The organism is Amycolatopsis sp. NBC_00355, assembly GCF_036104975.1.
Taxonomy (GTDB): Bacteria; Actinomycetota; Actinomycetes; order Mycobacteriales; family Pseudonocardiaceae; genus Amycolatopsis.
Genome location: NZ_CP107982.1, coordinates 4,457,116 through 4,480,624, shown reverse-complemented (window position 1 = coordinate 4,480,624; position 23,509 = coordinate 4,457,116). Strand labels below are relative to the sequence as shown.

The 23,509-nt window shown below is 71.8% G+C and carries 23 protein-coding genes; 13 read left to right on the top strand and 10 right to left on the bottom strand.

The features are described 5' to 3' along the window. Positions 1-20 precede the first annotated feature (20 nt). The 5 genes from OHS18_RS19665 (at position 21) to OHS18_RS19645 (ending at position 4,859) form a co-directional block, all read left to right on the top strand. Entirely contained in the window at positions 21-836 is an 816-nt protein-coding gene (locus OHS18_RS19665) for a PaaX family transcriptional regulator (protein ID WP_328618013.1), read from the top strand. Beyond that, the gene (locus tag OHS18_RS19660) at positions 833-1,627 is read left to right on the top strand and encodes a tryptophan 2,3-dioxygenase (RefSeq protein ID WP_328618012.1); all 795 of its coding nucleotides are present in this window, start codon (positions 833-835) and stop codon (positions 1,625-1,627) included. Before OHS18_RS19665 ends, OHS18_RS19660 begins: the two co-directional genes overlap by 4 nt. Further along, complete coding sequence (locus tag OHS18_RS19655; RefSeq protein WP_328450505.1) at positions 1,624-2,817, top strand: kynureninase; 1,194 nt, start codon at positions 1,624-1,626, stop codon at positions 2,815-2,817. Before OHS18_RS19660 ends, OHS18_RS19655 begins: the two co-directional genes overlap by 4 nt. A gap of 168 nt (positions 2,818-2,985) precedes the next feature. After that, positions 2,986-4,059 carry a Glu/Leu/Phe/Val dehydrogenase dimerization domain-containing protein gene (locus tag OHS18_RS19650; protein ID WP_328618011.1) on the top strand — a complete coding sequence of 358 codons (1,074 nt, stop codon included), beginning with the start codon at positions 2,986-2,988 and terminating at the stop codon, positions 4,057-4,059. Further along, on the top strand, positions 4,056-4,859 hold the full coding sequence (locus OHS18_RS19645; RefSeq protein WP_328618010.1) for a serine hydrolase: 804 nt from the start codon (positions 4,056-4,058) through the stop codon (positions 4,857-4,859). The genes OHS18_RS19650 and OHS18_RS19645 overlap by 4 nt, the downstream gene beginning before the upstream one ends. A 47-nt stretch (positions 4,860-4,906) precedes the next feature. Here the strand turns inward: OHS18_RS19645 and OHS18_RS19640 are convergent, their stop codons facing one another. Further along, entirely contained in the window at positions 4,907-5,851 is a 945-nt protein-coding gene (locus OHS18_RS19640; RefSeq protein ID WP_328618009.1) for a LysR substrate-binding domain-containing protein, read from the bottom strand. 84 nt (positions 5,852-5,935) lie between these two features. Between OHS18_RS19640 and OHS18_RS19635 the strand changes: the two genes are divergently transcribed. After that, a complete protein-coding gene (locus OHS18_RS19635) occupies positions 5,936-6,883 on the top strand; it encodes an MBL fold metallo-hydrolase (protein WP_328618008.1) in 948 nt (315 codons plus the stop codon). Here the strand turns inward: OHS18_RS19635 and OHS18_RS19630 are convergent. The 3 genes from OHS18_RS19630 to OHS18_RS19620 all read right to left on the bottom strand — a co-directional run bounded on the left by OHS18_RS19630 (position 6,873) and on the right by OHS18_RS19620 (position 9,471). Next, positions 6,873-8,114: an FAD-binding protein gene (locus OHS18_RS19630; protein WP_328618007.1), complete on the bottom strand. Its 1,242-nt coding sequence runs from the start codon at positions 8,112-8,114 to the stop codon at positions 6,873-6,875. The two genes, OHS18_RS19635 and OHS18_RS19630, sit on opposite strands and share 11 nt — an antisense overlap. Before the next feature lie 129 nt (positions 8,115-8,243). Continuing rightward, positions 8,244-8,432 (bottom strand): DUF5302 domain-containing protein, encoded by a 189-nt coding sequence (locus tag OHS18_RS19625; RefSeq protein WP_328618006.1) that lies wholly within the window; start codon positions 8,430-8,432, stop codon positions 8,244-8,246. A gap of 82 nt (positions 8,433-8,514) precedes the next feature. Further along, positions 8,515-9,471: a winged helix-turn-helix transcriptional regulator gene (locus OHS18_RS19620; protein ID WP_328618005.1), complete on the bottom strand. Its 957-nt coding sequence runs from the start codon at positions 9,469-9,471 to the stop codon at positions 8,515-8,517. A 135-nt stretch (positions 9,472-9,606) separates the two neighbouring features. Here OHS18_RS19620 and OHS18_RS19615 point away from each other — a divergent pair, with 135 nt between their 5' ends. The 6 genes from OHS18_RS19615 to OHS18_RS19590 all read left to right on the top strand — a co-directional run bounded on the left by OHS18_RS19615 (position 9,607) and on the right by OHS18_RS19590 (position 16,580). Then, complete coding sequence (locus OHS18_RS19615) at positions 9,607-11,079, top strand: carotenoid oxygenase family protein (RefSeq protein WP_328618004.1); 1,473 nt, start codon at positions 9,607-9,609, stop codon at positions 11,077-11,079. Positions 11,080-11,153: 74 nt separating this feature from the next. Beyond that, the gene (locus tag OHS18_RS19610; protein ID WP_442875393.1) at positions 11,154-12,770 is read left to right on the top strand and encodes a class I adenylate-forming enzyme family protein; all 1,617 of its coding nucleotides are present in this window, start codon (positions 11,154-11,156) and stop codon (positions 12,768-12,770) included. Between the two features lie 4 nt (positions 12,771-12,774). Then, positions 12,775-13,962: an acetyl-CoA acetyltransferase gene (locus OHS18_RS19605; protein WP_328618002.1), complete on the top strand. Its 1,188-nt coding sequence runs from the start codon at positions 12,775-12,777 to the stop codon at positions 13,960-13,962. Next, a complete protein-coding gene (locus OHS18_RS19600) occupies positions 13,959-15,065 on the top strand; it encodes a thiolase family protein (protein ID WP_328618001.1) in 1,107 nt (368 codons plus the stop codon). The genes OHS18_RS19605 and OHS18_RS19600 overlap by 4 nt, the downstream gene beginning before the upstream one ends. Beyond that, positions 15,062-16,042: an LLM class F420-dependent oxidoreductase gene (locus OHS18_RS19595; protein WP_328618000.1), complete on the top strand. Its 981-nt coding sequence runs from the start codon at positions 15,062-15,064 to the stop codon at positions 16,040-16,042. The genes OHS18_RS19600 and OHS18_RS19595 overlap by 4 nt, the downstream gene beginning before the upstream one ends. Positions 16,043-16,061: 19 nt before the next feature. Further along, positions 16,062-16,580 (top strand): pyridoxamine 5'-phosphate oxidase family protein, encoded by a 519-nt coding sequence (locus tag OHS18_RS19590; RefSeq protein WP_328617999.1) that lies wholly within the window; start codon positions 16,062-16,064, stop codon positions 16,578-16,580. A 62-nt stretch (positions 16,581-16,642) separates the two neighbouring features. Here OHS18_RS19590 and OHS18_RS19585 read toward each other — a convergent pair whose 3' ends face one another. Next, positions 16,643-17,023, bottom strand: a complete 381-nt coding sequence (locus OHS18_RS19585; RefSeq protein ID WP_328617998.1) for a hypothetical protein — start codon at positions 17,021-17,023, stop codon at positions 16,643-16,645. A gap of 81 nt (positions 17,024-17,104) precedes the next feature. Next, a complete protein-coding gene (locus OHS18_RS19580; RefSeq protein ID WP_328617997.1) occupies positions 17,105-17,971 on the bottom strand; it encodes an alpha/beta fold hydrolase in 867 nt (288 codons plus the stop codon). 67 nt (positions 17,972-18,038) lie between these two features. Between OHS18_RS19580 and OHS18_RS19575 the strand changes: the two genes are divergently transcribed. Continuing rightward, the gene (locus tag OHS18_RS19575) at positions 18,039-18,770 is read left to right on the top strand and encodes a TetR/AcrR family transcriptional regulator (RefSeq protein WP_328617996.1); all 732 of its coding nucleotides are present in this window, start codon (positions 18,039-18,041) and stop codon (positions 18,768-18,770) included. 122 nt (positions 18,771-18,892) lie between these two features. On the opposite strand, the gene OHS18_RS19570 is transcribed toward OHS18_RS19575, so the two are convergent. The 4 genes from OHS18_RS19570 to OHS18_RS19555 form a co-directional block, all read right to left on the bottom strand. Then, on the bottom strand, positions 18,893-19,540 hold the full coding sequence (locus OHS18_RS19570) for a TetR/AcrR family transcriptional regulator (RefSeq protein ID WP_328450539.1): 648 nt from the start codon (positions 19,538-19,540) through the stop codon (positions 18,893-18,895). An 82-nt stretch (positions 19,541-19,622) separates the two neighbouring features. After that, complete coding sequence (locus OHS18_RS19565) at positions 19,623-21,314, bottom strand: flavin monoamine oxidase family protein (protein ID WP_328617995.1); 1,692 nt, start codon at positions 21,312-21,314, stop codon at positions 19,623-19,625. Beyond that, positions 21,311-22,066, bottom strand: a complete 756-nt coding sequence (locus OHS18_RS19560; protein ID WP_328617994.1) for a carbon-nitrogen hydrolase family protein — start codon at positions 22,064-22,066, stop codon at positions 21,311-21,313. The genes OHS18_RS19565 and OHS18_RS19560 overlap by 4 nt, the downstream gene beginning before the upstream one ends. Continuing rightward, positions 22,063-23,454, bottom strand: coding sequence for an amino acid permease (locus tag OHS18_RS19555; protein WP_328617993.1), 1,392 nt, complete (start codon positions 23,452-23,454; stop codon positions 22,063-22,065). Before OHS18_RS19555 ends, OHS18_RS19560 begins: the two co-directional genes overlap by 4 nt. Positions 23,455-23,509 lie beyond the last annotated feature (55 nt).

Here is a 23,509-nt window from a genome sequence, read left to right as displayed (position 1 = left end):
AGGTGTATAGAGTTGCGCCCGTGCCCGTCGATGCCTTCGAAGCCAGCCCCCAGGAGCTGGTCGTGACGTTGCTGGGCAGCTACGTGCACCCGCGCGAGACGCGCCGGGTGTGGTCGGGCGGCCTGGTCGCGGTGCTCGCCGAGCTGGGCTTTTCCGACGGCGCGGCCCGGATCGCGCTGACCCGCCTGGTGCGGCGCGGCCTGCTCACGCGCCACCGCGAAGGCCGCACGGTGCACTACTCGCTGACCCGCCGCGCGGTCGCCCTGCTCGCCGACGGCGACCACCGGATCTTCTCCCTCGGTCGCCGCGAGCGCGCCGCGGGCGAGTGGACGGTGCTGTGGCAGAACATCCCCGAGACCCGCCGGCAGGCCCGCGAACGGCTGGTGCGGCGGCTGCGGTTCCTCGGCTTCGGGCCGTACGCGGACGGCACCTGGATCGCCCCGCACGACCGCGAGGCCGAGGTGCTCGCGCTGCTCGGCGAGCTGGACGTCACCGAGCACGCCGGGCTGCTGCTCGGCCGGCCGTCCGCCGCGCTCGACGTCCGCCGGTTCGCCGGCCGGGCCTGGGACCTCGACGAGCTGGCCGCGCGCTACACGGCGTTCGTCGGGCAGTTCGGCCGCTACCCCGGCGAAGACCTGGCCGACCGGACCGCCTTCGACGTCCGCACGCGGCTGGTGCACACCTTCCGCGCGTTCCCGTCGCTCGACCCGGAACTGCCCGCCGAACTGGTGCCCGCACCGGATCACCGGGCGGCCGCGGTCGAGTTGTTCCACGATCTGTACACCGCGCTGGCCCCCGCGGCCCAGCGCCACTTCGACGAGGTGACCCGAGGATGACCGAAATCGACGCCAAGACGCAGGAAGCCTTGAGCTACACCTCGTACCTGGCCCTGGACGAGGTGCTGGGCGCCCAGCGGCCGCGTTCGGAGGAGCACGACGAGCTGCTGTTCATCGTGATCCACCAGGTGTACGAACTGTGGTTCAAGCAGATGCTGCACGAAGCGACGTACCTGCAGGAGTGCCTCGAAGCGGGCACGACCGCGCACGCGATCCGCACCGTGCGGCGGATCCTGTCGATCCTCAAGGTCGCCGTCGCGCAGATCGACGTCCTCGAGACCATGACGCCCAGCCAGTTCACCAGCTTCCGCGCCCGGCTGGACGCCTCCAGCGGCTTCCAGTCGGCCCAGTTCCGGGAGCTGGAAGCGGTGCTCGGGCGTCGCGACGAGCGGGTGTTCGCGCACTACCCCGAGGGCGGCGAGCAGCGCAAGGGCATCGCCGACGCGATGGCGCGGCCGTCGTTGTTCGACTCTTTTCTCGCGTACCTCAAGACTTCTGGCTACCCGGTCGAGTGTGATCGAGACGTCACTCGACCGGTGGAGCCCTCCCCGGCCCTGCAGGAGATATTGCTGGACATGTACCGCGACGACGGCGGCCCGTCGGTCGTCGCCGAATGTCTGGTGGATCTCGATGAAGGGATGCAGGAGTGGCGCTACCGGCACGTGAAGATGGTCGAACGCACCATCGGCGACAAGACCGGGACAGGAGGATCGTCCGGCGCGACTTACCTGCGTACCACGCTTTTCCAGCCGATGTTCCCGGATCTCTGGGCAGTACGGAGCCGATTGTGACCTCGCTCGACGACATCCGCGCGGACTCGAACGCCCTGGCCGCGCACTACACGCGGTTCTCGGTGCGGGAACGCCTTCTGCTCTCCGGGCATTCGCACCAGGCCTGGCCCGACGTCGCCGAGGAAGGGCTCCTCGAGTCCTTCGCCGACGCCGCCCGGGACGTCGACCTGAAGTGGGAGCGGGCCTTCGCGAAGGCCGACGAGCTGCGCGCGGGCTTCCGCCTGCTGCTCGGCGACCCGCACGGCGAGTACGCGCTCGGCGCGAGCACCCACGACCTGGTGCTGCGGTTCCTGTCCGCGATGGAGCTGCCGCGAAGACCACGGCTGGTCACCACCGAAGGCGAGTTCCACACCCTGCGCCGTCAGCTCGCGCGCCTCGAAGAGGAGGGCGTCGAGGTCGTGCGCGTGCCGGTCGAGCCGGTGACGACGCTGGCCGAGCGCGTCGCCGCCGAGGTCGACGACCACACGGCCGCGGTGCTCGTGTCGGCCGTGCTGTTCGAGACGTCCCGGCTGGTCCCGGGCCTCGCGCACCTCGCCGACGTCTGCCGCGACCGCTCGATCGAGCTGGTCGTGGACGCCTACCACGCGCTCGGCGTGGTGCCGTTCCCGCTGCACGACCTGGGCCTGACCAACGCCTGGGTGCTCGGCGGCGGTTACAAGTACCTGCAGCTGGGCGAGGGCAACTGCTTCCTGCGGCTGCCCGCGCACGCCCAGGAGCTGCGGCCGGTGATCACCGGCTGGTACGCCGAGTTCGGCGCGCTCGCCGACGAACGGCGGCCCGGCGGCGTCGCCTACGCCATGGGCGGCGACCGCTTCGCCGGCGCCACCTACGACCCGGCGAGCCACTACCGCGGCGCCCGCGTCCAGCGGTTCTTCGCCGAGCAGGGCCTCACGCCGGAGTTCCTCCGCGAGGTGTCGCAGCACCAGGTGGGGCTGCTCGCCGACGTCTTCGACAAGCTCTCGCTGCCCGAGGACGTCGTCACGCGCGACCGCGAGACGCCGCTCGGCATGCTCGGCGGCTTCCTCTCGCTGCGCTGCGCCGACGCCGGCGCGCTGCAGGCCGCGCTCGCCGCGCAGGGCGTCCGCACCGACAGCCGCGGGCCGTACCTGCGCTTCGGCCCGGCGCCGTACCTCTCGGACACGCAGCTGGAGACGGCGATGGGCGCGCTCGGCGCGGTGGTGCGCGGCTGATCTCCGGGTTACCAGTCCGTATCGCGGGACCTGTACTGGTCCGGCGCGCGGCGGCGATCTAGGTTGGTGCCGGGAACCGCAGTCGGACGACCTCCGCGCTCGGTCCCGCCAACCATCGAAGCGCGTCCCGGCCACGAACCGGGCGCGGGAGACAAAGGAGTCACCACCGTGACCGAAGGAGTGTTCGCCCGGAGCTCCGGGCACGAACAGGTCGTGTACTGCCACGACGAAGCCAGTGGCCTGAAGGCCATCATCGGCATCTACTCCACGGCGCTCGGCCCCGCCTTGGGCGGGACGCGCTTCCACCCCTACGCCACCGAAACCGACGCGCTCGACGACGTGCTCGCGCTGTCCAAGGGCATGGCGTACAAGAACGCGCTGGCCGGGCTCGACCTCGGCGGCGGCAAGGCCGTCATCATCGGCGACCCGAAGACGCTCAAGTCCGAAGCGCTGTTGCGCGCGTACGGGCGTTTCGTGCAGTCCCTGGGCGGCCGCTACATCACCGCTTGCGACGTGGGCACGTTCGTGCACGACATGGACGTCGTGGCCCGCGAATCCCGCTTCGTCACCGGCCGTTCGCCCGAGGACGGTGGCGCCGGCGACTCGTCCGTGCTGACCGCGTTCGGCGTCTTCCAGGGCATGCGGGCCTCGGCCGAGCACCTCTGGGGCAGCCCGGACCTGGCCGGCAAGCGCGTCGGCGTGGCCGGCGTCGGCAAGGTCGGGCACATCCTGGTGGGGCACCTGGTCGAGGCCGGGGCGCAGGTGACGATCACCGACGTCTACGCGCCGGCGATCGAGCGCACCCTTTCGCTGTACCCGGACGTCAAGGCCGTGTCCGATGTGGACACTCTGCTGCGCGCCGAGCTGGACGTCTTCGCGCCGTGCGCGCTGGGTGGCGTGCTGAACGACGAGACCGTGCCGGTGCTGGGCGCGCGCATCGTCTGTGGCGCGGCGAACAACCAGCTCGCGCACGTGGGCGTCGACAAGCAGCTCGCCGACCGCGGGATCCTGTACGCGCCGGACTACCTGGTCAACGCCGGTGGCGTGATCCAGGTCGACGACGAGCGTCACGGCTTCGACTTCGCGCGCGCCAAGCGCAAGACGACCGCGATCTTCGACACGACGAAGGCCGTGTTCGCGCTGGCCGACGCCGACGGCGTGCCCCCGGCGACGGCGGCCGACCGGCTCGCCGAGCGGCGGATGGCGGAGGTCGGCCGGCTGCGGTCCATCATGACCGTGTGAGCCTTTCCTCTCTGTTCGATGCGGTGGGCGTGCGGGGTTTCCTGCACGCCCACCGGCTCGGTTCCGCCTCCGAGGTCTGCCATGACGCCGACGCGCCGGTCGTCCTGGCGTCCGTGGTGAAGGTGGCGCTGGCGTACGAGTTCGCCCGCCAGGTCGCGGCGGGCCTGCTCGACCCGGCGGACCGCGTCCGGGCCACCGCCGCCGATCGCCTGGGCGGCAGCGGGACATCGGGCTTCGCCGACGACGTCGAGTACAGCCTGCGTGACGCGGCCCTGCTGGCCCTGTCGGTGTCCGACAACACGGCGGCGGACCTGCTGTTCGACCGCGTCGGTGTGGAGAACGTCCGGTCGCTGCTGGCCGAGCTGGGCCTGACCCGCACGACGATCATCGGCGCCCCGCGCGACCTGCTGCGCACGATCATCGAGGACACCGACGCGGGACGTCCGTTGCGTGCCCTGGACCCGCTTTCCACGACCGCGAGCACGCCCCGGGAGATGACCGCGTTGCTGGCGGCGATCTGGAGCGATCCCGGCGCCGGCGCCCAGGTCCTCGAGCGGATGACCGCGCAGGTCAGCTGGCACCGCCTGACCGCGGGCTTCCCGGCCGACGTCGCGGTGGCGGCCAAGACGGGCACGATGCCGGGCGTCCGCAACGAGATCGGCATCGCGACGTACCCGGACGGGACGGCGTACGCGATCGCGGTGTTCACGGTGGGCGGCGCGGAAACGCTGCGGCGCCCGGACATCGACCGCGCGATCGGCGACGCGGCCCGCGCGGCGGTGGATCAGCTGCGCTCGTGAGTGGTTAGGGCGGTTAGAACCGCCCTGACCACTCACGACGTGGTTGGTCAGCTGCGCTCGTAGAAGACGTCCCACGGCCGGGCCCCGCTCGGATCCGGGGGCACGATGCGCGAAACGCCGTCGTCCCGCAGCACTCCCGCGGCGATCTCCGCCAGCGTCGCGGCCTGGGGGTGCGGGCTCGACGACGGCCACGCGAACGCCATCCGCGCGTCCAGCCGGTCCTTCAGCGGCCGCCACACCACCCGCGGCTCCTTGCGCGCGCCCGGTTCGAACGCGACGCCGTGGCCGGCCAGGACCAGGCCCAGCGCGAACTCCGGGTTGCGCGCGTGCCGGACGGCCGCCGGGCGGAAGCCGTGCTCCCAGCACGTGCGCAGCAGGGCGTCGTAACTTCCCGGCGCCGCCGCGCGCGGGGCGTGCACCAGCCCCTCGCCCGCCAGGTCGGCCAGCGCCAGTGACGAGGAGCGGGCCAGCGGCGAGTCGCGGGGGAGGACCACGCCCAGCGGCGTGTCGATCGCGGGGCCGAGGTCGAGGCCGACGACGTCGACCGGCAGCTGCAGCAGCCCCGCGTCCAGTTCGCGGCCGGTCAGCAGCCGGGCCTGCTCGGCCGTGGTCAGCTCCTGCAGATCCAGCCGGATGCCGGGGCACCGCCCGGCGAACGCCGTGAGGATCGCCGCCAGCACCCGGCCGGGCAGCTCGGGTGGCACGCCCGCGCGCAGGGCGTCCATCTCGCCGCGCTCGGCCTTCGCGACCAGCGCCGTCATCCGGTCCCAGCGGGCGAGGAGGTCCCGGGCCTCGGTCCGCAGCACCTCGCCGGCCTCGGTCAGCGTGACGCGGCGGCCGCGGTCGAACAGGTTCGCGCCCAGCTCGGCTTCGAGGCGTTTGATCCGCTGGCTCAGCGGCGGCTGCGCGATGCCGAGCCGGTCGGCGGCGTGGCCGAAGTGCAGTTCCTCGGCGACGACGAGGAAGTACCGCAGCGAACGGAGGTGGTCCACGCTGCGATGATAGCTGTTTACATATCGACATGCCGACGGATCGATCTTGGACAGCCACGCCGGATCCGTGATCGGCTGGCCGTCATGGACAAAGGACTCAGCAGACGCGGGCTGTTCGGCGCGGGCGCGGCGGCGGCCACGATCCTCGCCGGGGTCTCGGCGGCTTCGGCGGCCACCGAGAGGACGTCGCAGATGACGGTGCGGTGGTGGGGGAACAACAGCTGGGAGATCCGCGTGCCGGGCTCGACCGGCACGAAGACGATCCTGATCGACCCGTGGCTGACCCGGTTCAAGACCGGCACGTACACCCCGGCGGGCGCGGACCCGAAGACCCCGCTGTCGGTGGACAAGGCGCTGATCGACGGTTACCTCGGCCGCGGCGAGCTGCGCGCGGACCACATCCTCGTCACCCACGGCCACTACGACCACCTCACCGACGTCCCCTACCTGGCGAAACGCACCGGAGCGACGGTCTTCGGCACCGAGACCCATTTGAGTCTCATGGCCGCCCTCGGCGCCCCGGAGGACCAGCTCGCGATCGCGCACGGCGGCGAGGACCTGACCTTCGACGGCTACTCGATCCGGATCCTGCGCTCCCTGCACTCGGCGACGGGCGAGCGGGCGCGGGTGCCGTTCCCCGGCTCGCGCCCGCTGTCCCGGCGTGACAAGCCGAAGGTCATCGAAGACCTGTACGAGGGCGGCACACTGGCCTACCAGGTGACCGGCGGCGGGGCGAGCGTCCTGGACTTCGGCGGCTCGAACTACGTCGAGTCCGAACTGGCCGGCCTGCGCCCGGACGTCGTCCTGGTGCCGGCGGGCGGCGCGAAGGTGACGCAGTACGTGCCCCGCCTGCTGCGCACCCTGGGCAATCCGCGCTACGTCGCCGCCACGCACTGGGACGACTTCGACCTCCCGCTGGGCCAGGCGAAAGACCCCAACGGCGGCCTGGAGATCCTGCGCAAGGCGGTGACGGCGGCGAGTCCGGCCAGCGAGTTCGTCGTGCTGGACCACCTGGGCTCGTTCACGCCCTGAGCCGGTCCCCGAAGACGTGCCGCCGGAGGTACGGGTTGCGGAAGGCGCCCCGCGGGTCGAGCTCGTCGGCCAGCGCGCGGAACCGGGGCAGCTCCGGGTAGTGCTCGGCGGGCCACCGGTCGCCGGGGAACAGCTTGGCCCAGTGCGGCCGGGCGCCGAACGGGGCCAGCCGTTCCCGGATCAGCGGCAGCACCGCCGCGACGGCGTCCGGCTTCGGCTGCCAGGTGAAGTGGATGCCGACGCGGTCGCCGCCGTGGCACGGGCTCAGCCACAGGTCGTCGCCGGCGACCGTGCGGATCTCGGACACGTGCAAGGCCGTGGCCAGCTGTTCCCCGAGCGCGCGGATCTCGATCAGCGCCGCGACGGCGTCCGCGCGGGGCACGAAGAACTCCGACTGCAGCTCTTCACCGACGCTGGGCACGGAGTCCAGCCGGAAGTGCGGCAGCCGGTGGTGCCAGGGGCCCGGCACACCCCAGCCGGTGAAGTTCCCGCCCGGCGGTGACGGCACCGGCGTCGCGCCGGGGAAGCCGGGCGGCGCGAGCGCGTTCGCGCCCGGGTCGACGCGGCGTTTGAGCAGGACCAGGCCCGCGGTATCCCCGACCCAGGGCGTGAACAGGCTGACGCTGTACCCGGCGGCCTGCAGCTCGTCGAACCCGTCGAGCACCGAGGACCACGGGATCGTGAACCCGTCCTGCCGCACCGAGAAGGACGGCACGAGGTCGAGGGTCACCCGGGTGACGACGCCGAGCGCGCCGAGGTTGACGACCAGGCCGGGGAAGACGTCCGGGTCCCGTTCCCGGGTGTAGTGGCGCAGCGTGCCGTCGGCGGTGACCAGCTCGAGGCCGGAGACCGCCGCCGAGAGGTTCCGGACCCGTTCGCCGGAGCCGTGGGTGGCGGTGGCGACGCTGCCGGCGACCGTGCAGTGCGGCAGCGACGCGAGGTTCTCCAGGGCGAACCCGGCCTCGTCCACGGCTCCGGCGAAATCGCCGTACCGGGCCGCCGCGCCGACGGTCACCGTGGCCGCGCCGGCGTCGATTTCGGTGGGGATGTCGAGGCCCGCCGGATCGACCAGGACGCCGCCGGGGAAGTCGGCGATGTCGGTGAAGGAGTGCCGGGTCCCCAGCGCCTTGACCCGCGGCGCGTCCGCCACCAGCTGCCGGAGCTCCGCGACGCTCGACGGCCGGGCGATCCGGTCCGCGGCGAAGACGTGGTTGCCCGCCCAGTTCTTCATTTCCGCACGGTATCGAGGGCGCGTGCGGGCCGGTGCCGCTCGAGCCGAAGACGCGGGAAAACCCCTGAACACGCCGAAGGCCCCCACCGCGGGCGATGGGGGCCTTGGACCGGGAGATCAGGGGAGGTCTCAGCCGCTCTTGCGGCGGAACGTCCGCTTGTTCGCCGCCGGGCCGTGGGCGTGCTGGTTCTTGCCGCCGCCGCTCTCGTTCGACGCCCCGGAGCGCGCGTGCGCCTGCTTGCGCTCCAGTGCCTCGCGGAACTTGCGCTTGACGTCGTCCTCCTCCTCGCCGCTGGGCGAGGGACTCGGTTCACTCATGCTTACCTCCGGAACTGACGACGTGTGACCACTCCAGCCTGGCAGTGGCGGAGGCCCTTGGCGAGTCGATTACGTCACGCCGTCACCGTTTGGGCGTCGGTACTCCGCCGAACTGCACCGACTTGCGGGTCAGGGGACGGCCGCAATGGTCGCACAGGAGCATCGGCCGCAGCCGGTTGCCGCATTCGACGTGGTGCAGCGTGATGTCCGGCTCCTGGCCGGTGACCTCGAACCCGCGCGACCACTCGGCGATGAACGCCAGCGCCGGGAAGAACGCCAGGCCCTTCGCCGTCATCCGGTAGTCACGCGCGTCCGTGCGGGTCTTCGCGACGCCCGTCCGCAGCACCCCGACCTCGACGAGCTTGCTCAGCCGGCCCGAGAGCACGCTCGGCCCGATGCCCAGCTCGCGCTCGAACTCCGAGAAGTGCCGCGCGCCGAGCAGCGCCGACACCAGGAGCCCGGTCGACCAGCGGTCCCCGAGCAGCTCCATCGTGTCCGGGAAGAACATCAGCGGGTCGCCGGCCAGGCCTTCGGCGTCCTTGCGGCGGAAGCGCTTGGACGCCGTCGCGGCGGCGACGCCGGTGCTGTCGAGGCGTTCGGCGCGGACGTCGCGGGCGTCGACCCGGCGGCCGCAGGCGCCGCAGCCGAGGGGCGCTGATGTAGCCAGCTCGCAGTCGAGGTGGATCAGCGTCGGCAGCACCTCGCGGCGGCCGTCGACCCACTCGCGTTCCCAGGCCCAGATCGAAATCAGCAGCGGCCACAGCTCCAGGCCGCGCTCGGTGAGCCGGTACTCGTGCCGGGTCCGGCGGGCGTCCCGGTACGGCACGCGCACGAGCATGCCCGCGTCCACCATGTCCCGCAGGCGCCCGGAAAGCGCGGTCGGGGAGATGCCCAGGCGCAGGCGCAGCTCCTCGTACCGCCGGAAGCGCAGGAAGAGGCTCTGCAGGATCAGCAGCGTCCACTGGTCACCGACCAGCTCTAGTGCCCTGCGGAGCGGATCCCCCGCGGGCCGCACGCGCTGTGCAGTCGCTTCAGTCACGAATCCCCCTTGTTACATCGGCGCCCAGCGTACACCTGGCTACAGGAAAAGAAGCCTATTGACACCTGGCTACACAAATCATAGTCTCGTCCTCATCAGCCAGCGCGGTGAGCCCGACAGCCAGGGAGAAGCCCGATGACCAGCACCTCCGAACAGCCGCTGATGGTGGCCCGGACGGCGGACGGCGACGAGGCCAACCCCTACCTGCTGGGCGTCTACGCCCCGGTCGGCACCGAGATCGACGCGGAAGACCTGCAGGTCATCGGCGAGATCCCGAAGGACCTCAACGGCGTCTACCTGCGCAACGGCCCCAACCCGCGGTTCGCCCCGGAAGGCCGCTACCACTGGTTCGACGGCGACGGCATGATCCACGCCGTCCACCTGGAGAACGGCAAGGCCCGCTACCGCAACCGCTGGGTCCGCACCAAGGCCTTCGAGGCCGAGTCCGAGGCCGGCAAGGGTCTCTGGACGGGCGTCATGGAGAACCCGAAGGGCAACCCGTTCGGCAACGGCCACGGCCTGGGGCTGAAGGACAACGCCAACACCGACGTCGTCTTCCACCGCGGCCGCATCCTCGCCACCTGGTACCTGTGCGGCTCGCCGTACGGCGTCGACCCGCTCTCGCTGGAGACGCTGGGCGCCGAAGACTTCCTCGGCACGCTGGTCGGCGACATGATGGCCCACCCCAAGGTGGACGAGGCCACCGGCGAGCTGTTCTGGTTCGACTACGGCCCGCGCCCGCCCTACCTGCGCTACGGCGTCATCAGCGCGGACGGCCAGGTCGTCAAGACCACCGAGATCGAGCTGCCGGGCCCGCGGCTGCCGCACGACATGGCCATCACCGAGCACTACGCGGTGCTGATGGACCTGCCGCTGGTCCAGGACCTCCAGGCCGCGAAGCAGGGCCGCCACAAACTGCACTTCGACCGCTCGATGCCGAGCCGGTTCGGGGTCATGCCACGCTACGGAGACGGTAGCCAGATCCGCTGGTTCGAAGCCGGCCCGTGCTACATCTACCACGTCGTCAACGCCTGGGAAGAGGGCGACGAAGTCGTCCTCGACGTCTGCCGCGTGAGCAAGCCGCAGCCCCGGGCCGACGCGCACACGCCGCTGGCGAAGATGCTCTCCTACCTGCGGCTCGACGCCCAGCTGCACCGCTACCGGTTCAACATGCGGACCGGTGCGTGCTCCGAGACGCCGCTCGACGACGCCAACACCGAGTTCCCGACCGTCGACGCCCGGGGTGTCGGCGCGCGGAACCGGTACTCCTACACAGTGCACATCTCGCCCGAGTCGACGCTGAAGTTCGACGGGCTCGTGCGCTACGACAATCTTGCCGGCTCCAAGACCGAATACCGGTTCGGTCCCGGTCGGTGGGGCAGTGAGGCGCCCTTCGCACCCCGCGATGGCGCATCCGTCGATTCGGCGGACGGTTATCTGGTGACGTTCGTGCAGGACGAGCGTGAGGGACGCTCCGAACTGGACATCTTCGACGCCGCCGATCTCGCTGCCGGACCCGTGGCCAGGGTCCTGCTTCCCCAGCGGGTGCCACTCGGATTCCACGCGACGTGGGTCCGGGCGGACCAGCTGGACAGCCTCCGCGCATGAGGTGCCATCGAGAGGGTCGTGCCCGGGATCTCCGGGCACGGGGATGGTGGAGCGCGGAGACGATCGACCGGCTCGTGAAGGAGCGGGTCAGTGCCGACCCGGAGGGTCTCGCGCTGGTCGATCCACCGAACACCACCGCACTGGTCGGACGCGACCCGGTGCGGTGGACCTGGAACCGGCTCGACGAACGTGTCGACGTCCTGGCCGCGTTCCTGCTCGCCAGAGGGGTGCGAGCAGGAGACGTCGTGGCCGTGCAGCTGCCGAACTGCTCGGCCCTGGTCCAGGCGTTCCTCGCGATCGTGCGGATCGGCGCGATCGTCACCCCGTTCCCGGTGTCCTACCGGGAGCACGAGATGGGCCCGATGTGCCGGCGCACCGGGGCCGTCGGGGTGATCACCGCATCCAGATACGGCGAGCACGAGCTCGCCGGGGCGGCCCTTGGGCTGGGCGTTGCGGCGCCGTCGGTCCGGTTCGTCGTCGCCCGGGGGGACGACGAACCGGCCGGCGCGCTGGCCTGGCCCGAGGAACCACTGTCCACAGCGGACAAGTCCGCTGTGGACGAATATCTGTCCACCCTGGACACCGACGTGAACGACTGCGTGACGATCTGCTGGACGTCCGGTACCGAAGCCGAGCCCAAGGCGGTCCCGCGCTGTCACGGCGACTGGCTCGCCACCGCGGGCGGCTGCGCGCAGGCCGCCGGCCTCACGAGCGACGACGTCCTGCTGTCGCCGTTCCCGATGACGAACATGGCCGGCATCGGCGGGATGTTCCTGCCGTGGCTGCAGACCGGCGCGGTGTTCGTGCCGCACCACCCGTTCGACCTGCCCGTGTTCCTGGGGCAGCTCGCGGCCGAGCGCGTCACGTACACGCTCGCGCCGCCCGCGTTGCTGACCATGTTGCTGCACAACGAGAAGATCCTGTCCGGAGTGGACATCTCCGCCCTGCGGAAGATCGGTTCCGGTTCGGCGCCGCTCTCGCCGTGGCTGGTCCGCACCTGGGCCGAGCGGTACGGGATCGACATCATCAACTTCTTCGGCTCCAACGAGGGCACCGCGCTGCTGTCCGGCCCGATCGACCTGCCGGAGCCGGACCAGCGCGCGAGCTTCTTCCCGAACTACGCCTCCGACGTCACCTGGTCGACTCCGGTCGCCGGCCGGACGTCGGTGCGGCTGCACGACCCGGTGACCGGTGCGCACGTGACCGGACCCGGGCGCCCCGGCGTGCTGCACATCGCCGGGCCGACGGTGTTTGCTGGCTACCTGACGTCGATGGGGGAACCGCTCGACACGTCGGCCTTCGACGACGACGGGCACTTCCGCACCGGTGACGTCTTCGAGATCGCCGGTGAACGCGGCGAGTTCCTGCGCTACGTCGACCGTGCGAAGGACCTGGTCATCCGGGGCGGGATGAACATCTCGCCCGCCGAGGTCGAGGGCCTGCTGGCCGGGCACCCGGACGTCGCCGACGTCGGCGTGGTCGGCGTGCCCGACGAGGTGATGGGCGAACGCGTGTGCGCGGTCGTCGTGCCGGGGGAGCGCAAGCCGTCGCTCGAGGACCTGGTGGCCTACCTGCGCGAGCGGAAGGTCGCCGCGTTCAAGCTGCCGGAACGCCTGGAGTACGCGGACGCCTTGCCCCGCAACCCGGTGGGGAAGATCCTGAAACGGCAGCTGCGGGAGAGTCTGGAGTGAGGCCATGACGGTGTTCGTGCTGGGCGGGGCGCAGACCGACTTCGCGCGCAACTTCGCGAAGGAGGGGCGCGGGATCCTCGAGATGTTCGCCGAAGTCGTGCCCGCGGCTCTCGCGGACGCGGGGGTTTCGGCGGCGGACGTCGGTGTCGCGCACGTCGGCAACCTCGCCGCCGAGCTGTTCACCGGCCAAGCCCAGCTCGGGGGCCTGCTGGTGGCGGCCGTCCCGGAGCTCGACGGCGTGCCCAGCACCCGGCACGAAGCCGCGTGCGCGTCCGGCAGCACGGCGGTGCTCGCCGCCTGCGCCGACCTCGAATCCGGCCGGTACGACCTCGCGCTGGTCGTCGGCGTCGAGCTGATGCGCAACACCGACGGGCAGCGCGCGGCCGAGTACCTCGGGTCCGCCGCGTGGGCCGGGCACGAAGCCGTCAACGCGAAGTTCCCGTGGCCCGCGCTGTTCGCCGACGTCGCCACCGCGTACGACGCGCGCTACGGCCTCGACCCGGCGCACCTCGGGCAGTTCGCCGAGCACGCTTTCGCTCGTGCGGCGCGGAATCTGCTCGCGCAGGCCCGCGACTGGCAGTTCCCGGCCGGCGCGTTCGGGCCGGACGACGAGCTGAACCCGGTCATCGAAGGCAGCTTGCGCAAGCAGGACTGCGGCCGGATCACCGACGGCGCCGCGGCGGTCCTGCTGGCCTCCCCGGCGTTCGCGCAGCGCCTCGGCGGCGACTTCCCGCGCATCGCCGGGTTCGGCCACCGCACCGCGCACATCGGGCTCACCGAGAAGCTCGCCACCGGCGGCGAGTACCTGTTCCCGCAGCTGCGCGGCGCCGTCGTCGACGCCTACCGGCGCGCGGACGTGCCCGGCCCGGATGCGCTCGACGTCGTCGAACTGCACGACTGCTTCACGATCACCGGGCTCGTCGCGCTGGAGCACCTCGGTGTCGCCCCGCCGGGCGGCGGCGGCCGGTTCATCGCCGACGGCGGCCTCGACACGGCCGGGATCAACCCGAGCGGCGGCCTGCTCGGGCTCGGCCACCCGGTCGGCGCCACCGGCGTCCGGATGCTGCACGACGCGGCGCGCCAGGTGACCGGGACCGCGGGTGAGACCCAGGTCGACGGCGCGCGGACGGCGTTGACGCTCAACGTCGGCGGGTCGTTCACCACGGTCGTCACGACCATCGTGACCCGATGACGGCTTCGGTGCTGCTGACCGTGCGGACACCGCGCGGCAAGGCGTCCCCGCGCGGCGGCCTGGCTTCGGTGCCGCCGCTGGAACTGGTCACCACGCTTCTGGACGCCCTGGTCGCGCGCGGTCTCGATCCCTCGGTCGTCGACCAGGTGATCCTGGGTTGTGCGTCGCAGACCGGCGAGCAGGGCGCGAACCTGGCGCGCACGGCGGTGCTGGCGGCGGACTGGCCGGTGTCGGTGGCCGGGATGACGGTCAACCGGTTCTGCTCGTCCGGGCTCGACGCCGTCGCTCTGGGCGCCGCGCTGATCCGCGCGGGCGAGGCGGAAGTCGTGGTGGCGGGCGGGGTCGAGTCCGTCTCGCGGGTCCCGATGTTCACCGACGGTGGTCCACTGTGGACCGAAGAACGGTTCGGCGCGGGCAACATGGGTATCGCGGCCGACCTGGTGGCGGCCGACGAAGGCTTCAGCCGCGACGAACTCGACGCCTACGGCCTGCGGACGCAGCAGCTCGCCGCGGCGGCCTGGAAAGACGGCCGGTACGACGCGTCGCTCGTCCCGGTCGCCGGGCTGGCGCACGACGAGCACGTCCGGCCCGCGACGTCCGCCGAAGCCCTGGCCGAGCTGCCGTCGTCGTTCGGCGGGCTGCACACACGCGGGACGTCGCCCTCGCTGGCCGACGCCGCCGGGCTGGTCCTGCTGGCTTCACCCGCGGCCGCGTCGCGGCTGGGGCTCGCGCCGCGAGCGAACGTCCTGGGTGCGGTGACCGCGGGCAGCGACCCGATCCGGATGCTGCTGTCCGGGCAGCTGGCCGTCTCGCGGCTGCTGGAGCGGCACGGCGTGCGTCCGTCCGAAGTGGACGTCGTCGAGTTCGCCGAGGCGTTCGCCGCGCTGTGCTTGAAGATCCGGCGCGACCTCGGCTTCGGCGACGACGTCTTCAACGTGAACGGCGGCACGATCGCGATGGGCCACGCTTTCGGGGCCACGGGGGCGATCCTGCTGGCCGGCTGCGTCGACGAGCTGACCCGCCGCGGCGGGCGCTACGGTGTCACGGCGGTCAGCGGAGCCGCGGGATCGGGAACAGCGGTACTCGTGGAGCGTGCGGCGTGAGGCTTTCGGTGTCACTGGGGCTCTGGCAGGACCGCCCGCCGGTGGAGGCCCTGGAGACGGCACGCGCGGCGGAGGCCGCCGGGTACGCCGAAATCTGGATCGGCGAGATGGCGACGTGGGACGCGTTCGCCCTCGGCATCGCGATCGGCGCCGGTACCTCCCTTGCGCTGACCTTCGGCCCGCTCGCCGTGACGGTGCGGGACCCGGCGACGATCGCGATGGGCGTCGCGTCGGTCGCGACCCTGACCGGCCGCGAGACCCGCGTCGCGCTCGGGACGTCCAGCGACGTCGTGGTGCGCGGCTGGCACGGCCGCTCCCGCGATCACGCGGCGACGGCCCTCGAAGAGTCCGCGGTGGCCGTCCGCCAGCTCCTCGACGGCGACAAGTCCACTGTGGACGGGAAGGTCGTCGGCTCCCGGGGCTTCCGGCTGCGGCTGCCCGCGCCGAAGTCGCCGTTGACGATCGCGGCGTTCGGCCCGCGCGCGCTGGACGTCGCGGCGCGGCACGCCGACCGGATGGTGATCAACCTGGTCAGCCCGGCGGCCGCGGCGTCGCTGGTGCAAGGCCTGCGCTCGGCGTGCGAGCGCGCGGGGACCACGCCGCCGCCGGTGGCCGCGTGGGTGGTCGGCGCGGTGGATCCGTCCGAAGCCGCGATCGAGCAGCTTCGCCGCGGGGTCGTGGGGTACCTCGCCGCGCCGGGTTACGCGGACATGTTCCGCGCGGAGGGCTTCGGCGACCTGGTCGAGTTCGCGCGCACCCGCCCGCACCCGCGTGAGCTGCTCGCGGCGGTCCCGGTCGAGGCGATCGCGGCGGTCGGCCTGCTCGGCTCGCGCGACGACATCACGCGGAAGATCGCCGACTTCGCCGCGGCGGGCGTCGACGAACTGGCGATCGTCCCGGCGACGTCGGACGACGATCCCGGCGGCGCCCGGACCCTCGCCGGCATCTTTTCGGCCGCCGGTGTCGATCCGGCGTGACGTCGTTCGACGCGTAGTCATGACCGAGCCGACGAACACCAAGAACCTCGACCGGTACGGGTCCGCGCCGCTGGAGTGGAGCCGGGCCCGCGACATCCTCGTCGCCGACACCCCGACCGCGGACCTGACCTTTTTCGTGTCGACCGTGCGCCCCGACGGGCGGCCGCACTCCGCCGGCGTCGGCGCCGTGTGGGTCGAGGACGCCCTGTACTTCAAGGCCGGGCCGGGCACCCGCCGGGCGCGGAACCTGGCGGAGAACCCGGCGTGCACCGTTGCGGTGCGCCTGCGCGGCATGGACCTCACCCTGGAAGGCGAGGCCGGCCGCGTGACCGACTCCGCCACCGTCGAGCGTGTGGCGGTGGTCTACCGCGAGGGCGGCTGGCCCGCCACGGCGGAAGGCGCCACCCTCACCGCGCCGTACAGCGCGCCCAGCGCGGGAGCCCCGCCCTGGCACCTGTACCGGCTCGCCCTGCACCGGGCCATCGGCGTGGCCTCCGCCGAACCGCACGGCGCCACCCGCTGGGACTTCGCAACCTGACCATTCGCCCACCCGCCGAGTTCGCACTTTCTCTATGAAAGTGCGAACTCCTCACGTGGATTTCACATCGCGGGGGCGCGGGAGGGCCGGTGCTCGGCCACGGCCTCCGGGTGGCGGGGTGCCGGGATCCGCACCAGCGTCCGGGTGCGCCGGGCCGTGAGCAGGCCCAGGGTGAGAGAGCCGGCCAGGATCAGGGCCGACCGGGCCGAAGCCACGTCGAAGACCAAAGCCCCGAAGTGGCTCAGGACGAAACCCGCGTCCAGCGCCCAGGCGACCACGAGCACGCCGAGGGCGGCCGGGAACGTCGTCCAGCGGGCCGTCGCCAGCACCACCAGACCCAGCGTGACCAGCGCGAACCACGGACTCGGCCCGGCCAGGTGCGCCGCGATCACGGCCGCCACCGCGGCCACGCACCCGAACGGGAACCCGAAACCACCTGTCATGCCGTCAGTGCACCGCCGCCGGTGGCCGACGACCGGACTCAGGACGCGTTCCCTACGCCCCGGCCACCCGTTCTTGACGCCTTATTGACCCGTCACGCGCACGATCGCGTCGGCGACCTCCGGCCAGACCGCGCGCGGCAGGTTGTGGCCCATGCCCGGGATGACCACCAGCTCCGCGCCCGGGATCGCCTCCGCCGTCGCCTTGCCGCCGCTCACGTCGATCAGCGGGTCGGCGTCGCCGTGGATGACCAGCGCCGGCAGCGCGACAGAACGCAGCCCGGACGTCCGGTCGCCCGACGCCATCACCGCCGCCGCGTGGCGCAGGGTGCCCTCCGGGTGGCGGGCGCGGTCGAACTGCATCGTCGCCTTGGCCAGCAGGAACGCCTCGTCGTCCGGGTACCCGGGGGAGCCGAGCCGCCGGTAGCCCTCGACGCTGTCGGAGAGGGCCTGCTCGCGGGTCGTGGCCGGCGGCCGCGTCAGCACCGCCAGCGCCCACGGCTCGGCCTGCCCGACCGCCGGATCGCCGGTGGTCGACATGATCGACGTGACGCTCAGCAGCCGGTCCGGGTGGTCGATCGCCAGCTGCTGCACGATCATCCCGCCCATCGACGCGCCGACGACGTGGGCTCGCGCGATGCCGAGCGCGTCGAACAGGCCGACGGCGTCGTCGGCCAGGTCGGCCAGCAGGTACGGCGCCGTCGAGGGATCACCGGCGAAGAGCGCGCCCAGGTCCGGCGGCGGCAGCTGGTCGAAGTACGTCGAGAGCCCGACGTCCCGGTTGTCGTAGCGCACCACGAAAAACCCGCGGTTCGCGAGGAGTTCGCAGAAAGCGTCTTCCCAGGTGATCATCTGGGCACCCAGGCCCATCACCAGGACCAGGGGCGGAGCCGCCGGATCGCCGAAGGTGTCGTACTCGAGCTCGAGACCGTTGGCCTGTGCGCGTGCCATGCCCCGATCTTGCCCCAGACTTGCGTCGCTGGCATCGGGCCGGTCCGTGCGGTTACCGTAACGCCCCATGCCGACCTCATCCTCGGGCACCGGAGAGCGTCCCCGGTCGCGGGCCGCAGCCGGACTGCCGGCGATCACGGCCGAAAAGGTCGTCGACGCGGCCACGCGGCTGACCGCCGACGTCGGTCTCGACAACTGGACGCTGCGGCAGCTCGCCCGCGCCGTCGACGCCTACCCGGCGGTGATCTACCACCACGTCGGCGACCGGGACGCGGTGGTCAACGCCGTCGTCGACCGGGTCGTCGGCCTGCTGGTGCTGCCGGATCCGCAGCTGCCGTGGCAGCAGTGGTTCACCGACCTGCTCGCCGGGCTGCGCTCGGTGCTGCGGACCTACCCGGGCTGCGCGCGCCGGCTCGCGCTGTTCGGCCCGTCGGTCGACGCGGCCACCCTCAGCATCGACGCCGGGGTCGGCGTGCTGCTGACCGCCGGTTTCGGCAGCGAGAGCGTGCTCGCCTACAACCTGATGTTGATGACGGCCTGCCAGTTCGTCGCCATGGAGGACGACCGCGAGGGCGCGCTGGCGCTGCGGATCGACAACACCGAGACCTACGCGACCTACCGGGAGCGCGCCGACCTGCCCGGGATGGCCGAGCTCGGGTCGGCCATGCACGAACTGATGGGCGACCCCGACCTCGCGGCGAACTACTACGCGCAGCTCTACGACTACGCCGTCCAACGCTGCCTCGACGGGCTCGCCCACCGGCTCGAAGAGCTGCGTGACCAGGGCTCCACGGGTTGACAGCGACTTGACAGTGCCCCGGCGTACCGTGAGCGTGCGTCGGTGGTCCGTCCATCGACCCGAAGCCCCCGGCGCCCTCCTCCCCCTCGTGGCGCCGGGGGCTTCGGTCTGTCCGTCAGCGGTTACCGGTCGCCCTGCCGCGGCGCCGGCGGCACCTGCTGGATGGCCGGGAAGATCTCGCCGACCAGCGTGACCAGCGATTTCGACAGGAGCAGGTGCACCTGCTCGCGGGTCAGCGAACCGCGCACGAGCCATTCCCGCCCGGCCGACTTCACCATTCCGCCGAACGCGCGCACGAGCGCGTTCAGCTCGGGCCCGTGTTCGCTCTGGCTGGACAGTCCGACGGCTTCGAGCACCCGATCGGCCGATTCCCGGTCGGCTTCTTCGAGAATGCGCTCCACTTCGAGGTCCCGGCCGATGCCTTCGGGGGCGATCGCGGCCAGCCACATCCGCTCCTGGCTGGTGACCATGTCGAGGAACCAGTCGATCGCGACGTCGGCCCGCAGTTCGAGCGGCCCTTCGGGCAGGATCTCGATGGCCAGCCGCGGCACGGTCAGCGCCCGGCGGATGATTTCCAGGTACAGCTCGCGCTTGGTGCCGAAGTAGTGGTTGATCAGCCCGCGCGCCACGCCCGCCGCGGCCGCGATGTCCGAAGTGGACACTTCCGAGTAGGGACGGTCACCGAACAGCCGCGCCGCGCAAGCGAAGATCTGTTCCTTCCGTTCGTCCGGTTCCAGTCTTCGCCATCGCGGCGCCGGCTCGGTGTTCATGCGTCCTATCGTCGCATGTCGCCTTGCGCCAGGCAGGTCAGTCCGCCGTGCCGCCGGACGGGGGACCACGATCGGGGCACGCCTAGTCCGGCAACGCGATGGGCGCGATGTCGGCGAACCCGTCACCCGGGCCGGGGTTCGCGGGATGCGTCTCGCCGCCCAGGTGGTGCAGCACGCCCCAGACCGCGTTGAGCGCCGTCTGCACCGCGCCTTCGGCCCAGCCCGCCGTCCACGAGACGTCGTCGCCCGCGAGGAACAGGCCGCGGTAGCGCGCCGGGAGCGAGTCCTGCACGAAGTGCGTGAACAGCCGGTGCTGGTAGCGGTAGTGGCCGGGCAGGTTGGCCTTGAACGCGCCCATGAAGTGCGGTTCGGCCTCCCACGACACGGTGACCGGGTCGCCGATGAGGTGCCGCCGGACGTCGACGCCCGGGTAGATCTCCCGCAGCGACTGCAGCATCACCTCGACGCGCTCGCCGACGGTCAGGGGCAGCCACTTCAGCGAGTCGTCGGCCCACGTGTAGGACAGGCAGATCACGGCGGGGGAGTCCGGGTCGTCGCCGAGCAGGTAGGTGCCGCGCGGCATCCGGTCGGTGAGCGTCATGCTCATCGTGTCACGGCCGGTCACCGGATCGGGGTCCAGCCAGAACGGCCGGTCCACCGGCACGAACACCTTCGACGACTCCATGTAGTGCGTCCGCTCGATCGCCGTCCAGTGGTCGATCGGGAACAGCGCTTCGTCGCATTCGATCTTCGACAGCAGCATCCAGCTCTGCGCGGTGAACACGGCCGCGGGGAACGTCCGGATGTGGCCGTCGGCGTCGGTCACCGTGATGTTGTTCGGCGCCGTGCGGTGCAGCCGCGTGACGCCGGGGTGCGGCCGCCCGCCGTGCAGCGTGCTGAGGCTCGTCCCGGCGGGCCAGAACGCCATTTCGGCCGGCGCGTGCTCCCACAGCCGCTGGGGCAGCTGCTGGCTGCCGCCGGCGATGCTGCGGTGCTCGTCGTCGGCACCGGTATAGACCACTCGGAGGATCTCCAGGATGGAGTTCGGGAAGTCGGTGTCCCAGCCGCCGGTGCCGAAGCCGACCTGGCCGAAGATCTCACGGTTGCGGAAGGACGCGAACGCGGGCGAGTCGCAGAGGAAACCGTAGAACGTCTGGTTGTCCAGCTTCGGCACGAGCTCGTTCCACAGCCGCTTGATCGTCTTCGCGTCGCGGTCGCGGATCGCCGTCTGCATCTCGGCGAACGACGCGTGCTCGGCCAGGGTCCGGTCCCACGCGGCGGCGACCTCGCCGAACACGGCGGGCAGGTCGGCCGGCGTCCGCGCGTAATGGCTCTGGCCCTTGAGGTCGACGACGGTGCTCGGCGTCTCCGGCGCGAGGGGGTTCGGGAACGGCGTCGTTTCCAGGCCGACCTTGTCGATGTAGTGGAAGAGCGCGGTCGACGCGGGCGGGAAACGCATCGCGCCCATCTCCGCGACGACGTCGTCCGGGCAGCCCGGGAAGCGCACGGTGCGCAGCCGGCCGCCGATTTCGGCGATCTCGTAGACGACCGGGCGCAGGCCGAGCTTCATCAGCTCGTACGCCGTGACGATGCCGGAGAGGCCGCCGCCGATCACGGCGACGTCGGTGCCGTGCCGCTCGGGCGGCACCGAGCCCAGCCCGGCCGGGTGGGCGAGGTAGTCGTCGTAGGCGAACGGGAAGTCGGGGCCGAACATCGTGATCGGGCGGCCCGCCGGCTCGTCGTGGTGGATCGCGGTCGGGACAGCGGAGGTCATGCGGTGGTTCCCCGGTACAGTTCGGGCCGTCGGTCGGCCAGGTGGGTGTTCTCCAGCCGCGACGCGGCGAGCGCGTCCCGGGTGACGTCGGCGTGGATGAGCGCGGGTCCGGCGCCGGCGCGGGCCAGTACCTCGCCGGTCGGCGCGACCACGCAGGACCGGCCGCAGTAGGCCAGTTCCCGCTCGGCGTCGCAGCGGTTGGCGTAGGCGAGGAACAGCTGGCTTTCGTAGGCCCGCGCGGGCACCAGCGTGTCGGCGACCAGCTCGTACGGGCTCATCAGCGCGGTGGGTACGACCAGCAGCTCGGTGCCGGCCAGCGCGTGCGCCCGGACCATTTCCGGGAACTCGACGTCGTAGCAGATCAGCAGCCCGATCCGGACGCCGTCGAGGTCGGCCTGCACCACCGCTTCTTCGCCCGGCACGAACCAGTTCTTGTCGATCTTGCCGAACAGGTGTGTCTTGCGGTAGTTCGCGAGCCGCCGTCCGGTGCTGTCGATCAGCTGGACGCTGTTGAAGACGTCCTCGCCGGCGGATTCCGGGTAGCCGTAGGTCAGCGCGACGCCGGTTTCCCGCGCCAGCGCGGACATCCGGGCCGCGGTCGGCCCGTCGGCCGGCTCGGCGAGTTCGTGCGTGCGCGCGCCGATGTGGTAGCCGGTGGTGATCATCTCGGCCGCGACGACGAGGTCGGCGCCGGACGCCGCGACGGCGCCGGGCAGCTCGGCGAACGGGCCCTGGTGGACGGCGACCCTCATGACAGCCGCGACTTCCGGATGCCGTAACCGAAGTAGATCACCAGGCCCAGCAGCATCCAGGCGCCGAAGACGACCCAGGTGGCGCCGTCGAGGCTGAACATCATGTACCCGCAGCACAGCACGCCGAGCAGCGGCGTGACCGGCGAGAACGGCACGCGGAACGCACGCGGCGTGTCCGGCTGCCGCCGTCGCAGCAGCAGGACGGCGACGTTGACCAGGCCGAACGCGAAGAGCGTGCCGATGCTGGTGGCGTCGGCCAGTTTGCCCAGCGGGATGAACGCGGCGAGCACGGCCACGAAGCCGGAGACGACCAGCGTGTTGATCCGCGGCGCGCCGGTCTTGGCGTCCACTGTGGACAGCGACTTCGGGACGAGGCCGTCGCGGGACATCGCGAACAGGATGCGCGTCTGCCCGTAGAGGACGGTCAGCACGACGCTGGAGATCGCCACGATCGCGCCGACGGCCAGCAGGGCCGCCCACAGTTTGTTGTCCGACACCGCCGAAAGCACGTGCGAGAGCGCGGCTTCCTGGCCGTCGAACTGCTGCCACGGCAGCGCGCCGACGGCGGCCACCGCGACCAGGCAGTACAGCACCGTGACGATGCCGAGCGAGAGCAGGATCGCCCGCGGCAGGTCGCGTTGCGGGTTCTTCGCCTCCTCGCCGGCGGTCGACGCGGCGTCGAAGCCGATGTAGGAGAAGAACAGCTTCGCCCCGCCCGCGCTCATCCCGGCCAGGCCGAGCGGCAGGAACGGCGAGAAGTTCTTCGCCTGCACGGCGGTGAAGGCGATGACGCAGAACAGCACCAGGGTGGCGATCTTGACCGCGACCATGATCGTGTTGGCCCGGGCGCTTTCCTTCGCGCCCGACAGCAGCAGCACCATCGCGAGCAGCACGACGACGATGGCCGGCACGTTGACGATCCCGCCCGAGCCGGGCGGCTGGCTCAGCGCGTCCGGGATGGCGAACCCGAAGACCAGCCGCAGCAGTTCGTTGAGGTACTGGCCCCAGCCGACGGCGACCGACGCCACCGAGACGCCGTACTCGAGGATCAGGCACCAGCCGCAGACCCAGGCGACGAGTTCGCCGAGGGTGGCGTAGGTGTAGGAGTAGGACGAACCGGACAGCGGGATCATGCCGGCGAGCTCGGCGTAGGACAGGGCGGAGAAGAGCGCGGTGATCCCGGCGAGCACGAACGACAGCACGACCGACGGGCCGGCCACGGGGACGGCTTCGCCCAGCACGACGAAGATCCCGCTGCCCAGCGTCGCGCCGATGCTCAGCGTGGTGAGCTGGCCGAGGCCGAGCGACCGCTTCAACGTGCCATGATCACCTTCGGCGATCAGGTCGGCCACCGGTTTCCGCCGCACCGTCGCGGCTCGCAGAGTCATGCCGACGACCGTATCCGCCGTCGCGGAAGCGCAAAACAGGAGAACATTGCGCGTA